Origin of the sequence: Synechococcus sp. EJ6-Ellesmere, from assembly GCF_024345875.1 — a bacterium.
Classification (GTDB): domain Bacteria; phylum Cyanobacteriota; class Cyanobacteriia; order PCC-6307; family Cyanobiaceae; genus Regnicoccus_A; species Regnicoccus_A antarcticus.
On record NZ_JAGQBY010000177.1, the window covers coordinates 1 to 6131 of the forward strand.

9 protein-coding genes are annotated in these 6131 nt (G+C 65.8%); 4 read left to right on the plus strand and 5 right to left on the minus strand.

Annotated features, from left to right (window positions below; translation table 11 throughout):
- Window positions 1-340: signal peptidase I (gene lepB / locus KBY78_RS15330; protein ID WP_255144364.1), on the minus strand; the 340-nt coding region annotated here is incomplete at its 3' end.
- A 214-nt stretch (window positions 341-554) separates the two neighbouring features.
- Between lepB and KBY78_RS15335 the strand changes: the two genes are divergently transcribed.
- Window positions 555-2096 carry a hypothetical protein gene (locus KBY78_RS15335; protein WP_050751388.1) on the plus strand — a complete coding sequence of 514 codons (1542 nt, stop codon included), beginning with the start codon at window positions 555-557 and terminating at the stop codon, window positions 2094-2096.
- On the opposite strand, the gene KBY78_RS15340 is transcribed toward KBY78_RS15335, so the two are convergent.
- Window positions 2005-2433 (minus strand): Spx/MgsR family RNA polymerase-binding regulatory protein, encoded by a 429-nt coding sequence (locus KBY78_RS15340; protein ID WP_255144365.1) that lies wholly within the window; start codon window positions 2431-2433, stop codon window positions 2005-2007. The two genes, KBY78_RS15335 and KBY78_RS15340, sit on opposite strands and share 92 nt — an antisense overlap.
- A complete protein-coding gene (locus tag KBY78_RS15345; RefSeq protein ID WP_006171224.1) occupies window positions 2430-2792 on the minus strand; it encodes a 2Fe-2S iron-sulfur cluster-binding protein in 363 nt (120 codons plus the stop codon). The genes KBY78_RS15340 and KBY78_RS15345 overlap by 4 nt, the downstream gene beginning before the upstream one ends.
- Before the next feature lie 127 nt (window positions 2793-2919).
- On the opposite strand from KBY78_RS15345, the gene KBY78_RS15350 reads away from it, so the two are divergent.
- Window positions 2920-3603: a class I SAM-dependent methyltransferase gene (locus KBY78_RS15350; protein ID WP_006171225.1), complete on the plus strand. Its 684-nt coding sequence runs from the start codon at window positions 2920-2922 to the stop codon at window positions 3601-3603.
- Here KBY78_RS15350 and KBY78_RS15355 read toward each other — a convergent pair.
- Window positions 3570-4115: an inorganic diphosphatase gene (locus KBY78_RS15355; protein WP_006171226.1), complete on the minus strand. Its 546-nt coding sequence runs from the start codon at window positions 4113-4115 to the stop codon at window positions 3570-3572. The genes KBY78_RS15350 and KBY78_RS15355 overlap by 34 nt on opposite strands.
- On the opposite strand from KBY78_RS15355, the gene KBY78_RS15360 reads away from it, so the two are divergent.
- Window positions 4108-4230 (plus strand): hypothetical protein, encoded by a 123-nt coding sequence (locus tag KBY78_RS15360; protein WP_255144366.1) that lies wholly within the window; start codon window positions 4108-4110, stop codon window positions 4228-4230. The genes KBY78_RS15355 and KBY78_RS15360 overlap by 8 nt on opposite strands.
- A 359-nt stretch (window positions 4231-4589) precedes the next feature.
- Here KBY78_RS15360 and KBY78_RS15365 read toward each other — a convergent pair whose 3' ends face one another.
- On the minus strand, window positions 4590-5066 hold the full coding sequence (locus KBY78_RS15365; protein WP_006171228.1) for a hypothetical protein: 477 nt from the start codon (window positions 5064-5066) through the stop codon (window positions 4590-4592).
- Window positions 5067-5230: 164 nt separating this feature from the next.
- On the opposite strand from KBY78_RS15365, the gene proS reads away from it, so the two are divergent.
- Window positions 5231-6131, plus strand: a 901-nt coding sequence (gene proS / locus KBY78_RS15370) for a proline--tRNA ligase (protein ID WP_255144367.1), incomplete at its 3' end; no start/stop codon positions are given.

Consider the following 6131-nt stretch of genomic DNA (forward strand, 5'->3'; position numbering starts at 1 on the left):
TGACCACCACCCGGTCGCCGGGGATGGCCACCACCCGTTTGATGTAGGCATCGCAGGCGGGCTCCTGGAGGCCCGGTATCGAGCCGATCAGGGGGAGGTTCACCAGCAGGCAGCCCAGGGGGCTCGGGCTTCGATTGGCCTGCAAGGCGGGGTCGAAGTGAAAGGGGGAGTGGAACACCACGATTTCTCCCCGCCGGGGGGCACGGCTGCGAAAGGTGATCTTCTCCACCAGCAGCCGGTCCTGGATCTGAAGGCCGGGCAGCATCGAGCCCGAGGGGATGAAGCGGGCCTCCAGCAGAAACTGACGGATCCCTAGTGCCACCGCCAGGGTGAGCAGCACGCTGCGCCAGAACGCCCAGGAGCTCTCCGAGCCCTGGCCCGAGTGCTCCTGCGGCTTCGACCCCTTCTCCGGCTCGTGTTCAGGTATCCCAGCTGGTGTGGTCGGTGATGGGGAATCCTCGGCGCTCAATGCTCTCCTGCTGGAGCCGGTCACCCTAAGGCTCCGGAGCGGGGCAATCCCCCTCCCTACCCTGGGTCAATCGACGCTGTTCTCCATGGTGCGGCCGCGCTGGCATCTGAGGTCCTCGGCAGGCAGCAACCGCCTTGGACATCGCTGGGATCAGTTCGTTGCGCTCTGGGCGGCCTTCAATCTGCTCTGGGTCTGCTTCGACATCACCTACGTGCCCCTGCGGACGTTCTGGCTCCAGCGCAACCTCTATCCCCTGCCCTCGGCCCCGCTCGTGCTGCGGCTCGGCTTTCTGCCCGACATCACGCCCCACTACGACCCGGTGAAGGGGATCGAAGCCCACCGGGAAACCCAGGCCTACCTGGATGCGTTCGATCAGATGGACCGCGCCCTGTTGGCCGGGTCCTCAGCCAGCGACCTGCGCCGTCGTCAGGTTGCGCTCACCGATCAGATGATCGACGACAACCCATTTCTGGCCTCGGGTGGCTCCGGCACGCTGGAGAAGATCAAGAATCGCCTGCGCGAGCGCGCCGACCAGGATTCGGCCAAACAATCGGCCGAACAGCTGCTTGGAGACGACTGGCTGAGCCGCCAGCCCTGGAGCGAGGAGCGCCGCTTCTGGCAGCAGCAGGTGCTGCCGCTGGTGGCCACCAACTACTGGCGCTCCATCGATGAGAACGGCCGTCCCACCGACAATTTCTGGCGCTTTGATCTGCTGCTTTTCCAGAGCGTCTTCCTGGCTGACATCCTGCTGCGGGCGGCACGGCTGCGCCGCCGCCTGCCTGGCCTGAGCTGGGGAGAGGCCCTGCTGCGGCGCTGGACTGATCTGCCCCTGCTGATGCCGTTCTGGCGCTGGCTGCGCCTGATTCCTGTGGTGGAGAGGCTTCAGACCAGTGGCCTGGTGAACATGGAGCCCCTTCGGGCTGTGGTCAGCCGAGCGGTGGTGGCCCTCCTTGCCGTGGAGCTGTTCGAGGTGCTCGCCCTGCAGCTCATGGACGGGGCCCAGGGCTTGATCCGCTCCCCCCAGTGGCCCCAGCGGATCCGCCGACTGCGCAGCCATCAGAGCGTCTCGATCAACGACGAGCGTGAGCTGGTGGAACTGATGCGCATCTGGGGCCCCCTGCTGCTCAGCGATGTCGGCCCTCGGCTGGCGCCCCAGCTCCAGGCCGTCCTGGCCCATGCCCTGCAGCAGACGCTTCAATCGATGGTGGTGCCACCGGGTCTGCGCCAGCTTCAGCTGCTGATGCAGGTCGAGCAGCAACTCACCCAGCAGCTCGCCTCCGGAATGGTGGACAGCATGATGGAGCTCTCGCGCGGCGCTGGCTCAAGGCTGCAGCGGCGCGACAACCGCCAGATCGATCTGCTGCGTGATTGCGTCGATCGTTTCTGGGACGAGCTGGCCCAAGCCCTCGAAAGTGGTCCGGTGCTGGAGCGCAGCCAGCAGCTGGTCTGCGCGCTGCTGGAGGAACTCAAGCTCACCTACCTGGCCCAGATCAATCGCACCGGGATCGATGCCCTGATTCGTGAGCTGGATCAGCTCACGGTGCCACCGTCGACCGCAGCTCAGGACCAGCCGATCGGAGCAGAGGCTTCAGGGCTTCCTTCCAGATCTCGGGATCAAAGCCCGTGAGCACCGCAACGCCTTCGGCCAGCAGAAGGGGGCGGCGGATCAACTTGCCATCAGCGGCCAGGGCTGTGATGGCTTCGTCGCGAGACATTGCCTTGACCTGGGCGGCTCCAAGGGCGCGGTAACTGGCCCCGCTGGTGTTGAACAAGCGCCGGGGGTCAGCAAGGCTCGCCCAGATGTGCTCCAGCTGCACCTTGGATGGGGGCGAGAGGGTGATGTCGACCAGATCCACCTCAAGTCCCTCAGCCGCAAGCCACTTCAGGGCCCGTCGGCAGGTGGAGCACTTCGGATAGCTGTACAGCCGAGGGCGGCCTCCGCTGGAGGCGCCAGCTGGGCTCACTTCCGCCCGACGAGCGATTTCAGCGCACCGACAAGGCTGTTGGAGCCCTTGCCCACGGCGGCGTCCGGCCGGGTGCGGATGGTCACGTCGCCGTTGACGCTGGTGCGGCAGCTGAGGCGGTAGTTGGCTGGGCGATCAGACAGGTAAACCTGCTCGACATCGCTGCGGGGCGAGAGATTCTGGGCGCCCTCAAGCACTTCGACGACGCAGGTGCCGCACTGGCCCAGGCCGCCGCAATTGTTGAGGTTGTTCAGACCCTTGTAGGGGTTGATGCCGGCATCCAAAGCCGCCTGGCGCAGGTTGGCCCCCTCGATACAACCAACCTTCTGGTCTTCATTATCGAAGCGGATGGTGGGCACGGATCGCAGCGGCTACTGGCGCATACCAACTTACCTTCCGGCGGGTCTTGGGATGGCCGCCTTGCAATGGTTGTTGGTCCGGGCGCCGCCGCCGCTACCTACGATCCTCAAGAGCGCGCACAGGGCCATGGCTGCACCGATCAGCGGCGAACTCTCCGGGTATGACCAGGTGGTGCAGGGCCTGATACCTGGCTACGCCAGTCTTGCCCGCCTCGGGGTGGCCCTGCTTGCGGCCTCACCCCTTGCAGCCCAGGCAGGAGCTGAGGTGCTGGTGGCCGGCTGCGGAACCGGGGCCGAGCTGGTGGAGGCCCTGGCCCAGCGCCCCGACTGGCGACTGAGCGCGATCGATCCCTCTGAGGTGATGCTCAGCGCCGCCCAGCAGCGCCTCGGCACCGCGGCAACTGGCCTCACCTGGCAGCAGAGCACCGTGGAGGCGCTGGAGCTGGAGGCCAGCTTCGATGGGGCACTCTCGGTGCTGGTGCTGCAGGCCTTACCCGATGACGGCAGCAAGCTGGCGTTTCTTTCAGCCCTGGCCCGCTGCCTCCGGCCTGGGGGCCAGCTGGTGCTGGTGGATCTGATGCGCCCGGCCCTACCCCTGCTGGAAGAGCAGATGGCTGAGGCCTGGCTGGGTTTCCAGCGGGCTTCCCAGCTCGAGGCACCCCTTGAGCTGCTCGAGCCACTCACCCACGGGGCCCATCCAGTGGGCCTGGCGCGGCTCACCGCTCTGGTGAACGCCGCTGGCTTCGGGGATCCGGCGCGGGTGTTCCAGGCCCTCGATTACGAGGGCTTCCTGCTGCAGCGCTCGTCCTGATCGGCGCGGGCGGCCTGGATGCAGCGCTCCAGCAAGGCAGGAACGGCATCGGCGTCCTCCCATCCGATGATCTCAACCGCCCGCCCCTCCAGATTCTTGTAGGTGCGAAAAAATTCGGCCACATCCTCGAGCTGGTTCGCAGCGATCTGGCGAATGCTGCACAACCCGCTCTGACGGCCGTCGGCCTCGGGAACGCACAACAGTTTTCCGTCATGGGCGCCGCAGTCGATCATGTCGAGGTAGCCGATTGGCCGGGCGGTGATCAGGCAGCCGGCGAAGGTGGGCTCTTCCATGATCACCATCGCGTCGAGGGGAGCTCCGTCCTGGGCAAGGGTGTTGGGAACGAAGCCGTAGTCGAACGGATAACGGACCGAGGAGTGGAGCACTCGATCGAGAGCCATCAGGCCGGCCACGCTGTTGTATTCGTACTTGTTGCGACTACCGGCGGGGATCTCCACCACCAGATTCACCAATCCCTGGGATGGCGAGGCGGCCAGGCTGCTGATGTCCACGACTGATGGGGATGGAGAAGCGGGGATCAGCCCGGAAAGCGCTGCGCTCAAGCAGAACCGCAGCCACAGGAACGATCAGCGCCAGCAGGGCGATCGTGACTCCAAGGAGCGGTGAGCCGGGATCCAGAAATCCGTCTGGATTGTACGAATCATCTGTGGAACCCCCTCTTGCTGCTGGCGACCCACTCCCTGACTCGGTGGCGGTGGGGGTGAGGAGGTTGGCGAACACTGCAGAGGCAGAGGCAGAGGCAGTGGCTGTGGGAGTGCCGGTTCGCGGAGGTTCGGAATCCATGGAGAGGGATGAGGGACCAGCTTCAAGGAGCAGAGTTCGATGGGCACTTAGGCCGATCAAAGAGCTGAACCTGGAAGCGGCAACGACCTGACTGGAGGAAAGAAAACAACCTTCAGTCAGTCGGTTACCAACTTCAATATGCCACCTCTGGCACCCGTCTGCCCAAGCCCATGACGGGCCTCTCAGGCGGCAGGGCGCGACTGCTCCAGCTGATCGCGCTTGCTGCTGAGCACCGCCGGGGCCTGATCCAGATCCTGGAGGCTGTGCCGGATGGCCTGAAGTTCCTGGAGGATCGAGCTCAGCAGCTGCTGGGTGGCCGTCGAGGGCGAATTGAGCACCTCCACCGTCACCTCCTTGATGCGGAGCACATCGCGAGCGAAACGGGCCACCTCATTGGGGTGAAACAGCAGAGCCTCCTTCTGATCGGTGCGGTATTCCGGATTGAGCTTGCGCGGATTGAATGGTGGGTTGAGGTTGCGGGGATCGGTGTTGGTGTATCGGTACACCGAGGCCCTGGAACGGTTGAGCGCTTTCTGCACCTCGTCGATGCCGATCAGTCCTTCGCTCGATTCGGGGCCAGGATCAGGCAGGCCGGCAGGCCAGGAGGGCGCCACGGTCGGTGGGAGCTCTCCGTTGGAGCCGGCCGTGGGTGCAACCATAAGACTTATCTTGGACGGCTGGGAATGCATGCCGACGTTAGCAGAGGAAGCCTGGTTGGCCAGGCCTCTGGATGGGCCCACCCGGTGGGGTGATTAAACCGGTCCCGTTGGCCCCCTGCAAGACCCGGTGATAAGGTCCCAGGCCGCTCAAGCTGCTCATTTCCATGCGCGTCTCCCGCCTGATGCTGGTGACGCTGCGGGATGACCCGGCGGAAGCCGAGATCCCCTCCCACAAGCTGCTGCTGCGTGGCGGTTACATGCGCCGGGTGGCCTCGGGTGTGTACGCCTACCTGCCCCTGCTCTGGCGCGTGCTCAGCAAGATCTCGGCGATCGTGCGCCAGGAGATGGACGCCACCGGCGCCCTGGAAACCCTCCTGCCCGCCCGGCAGCCCGCCAGCCTCTGGGAGCGCAGCGGTCGCTGGCAGGGCTACACCGCCGGGGAGGGAATCATGTTCCACCTGGTCGACCGCCAGGAGCGCTCCCTCGGGCTCGGCCCTACCCACGAAGAGGTGATCTCGGCCCTGGCCGCCGACCTGCTGCGGTCCTACCGGCAACTGCCGGTGACCCTCTACCAGATCCAGACCAAGTTCAGGGATGAGATCCGGCCCCGCTTCGGCCTGATGCGCGGGCGTGAATTCATCATGAAGGATGGCTATTCCTTCCATGCCGACGAGGCCGACCTCAGGCTCACCTACCAGCGCATGGACCAGGCCTACCGCCGCATCTTCAGCCGCTGTGGCCTGCGCACCGTCGCGGTGGAGGCCGACAGCGGCGCCATCGGCGGCTCGGCCAGCCAGGAGTTCATGGTGACCGCCGATGCCGGGGAGGATCTGATCCTCAGCAGTGCGGACGGGCGCTATGCCGCCAACCAGGAGCGGGCCTGCTCCCTGCCGGAGCCGGCGGTTCCCCTGGTGCCGACCGCTGCCGAGGCGGTGGAACTCCACACACCGGATCAGCACAGCATCGAAGCCCTCTGCGCCGCCCATGGCTGCGAGCCCAGCCAGACCGTGAAGGTGCTGCTTCTTCTGGCCCGCTGCGCCAAGGGCCAGCCGAGGGCGGTGCTGG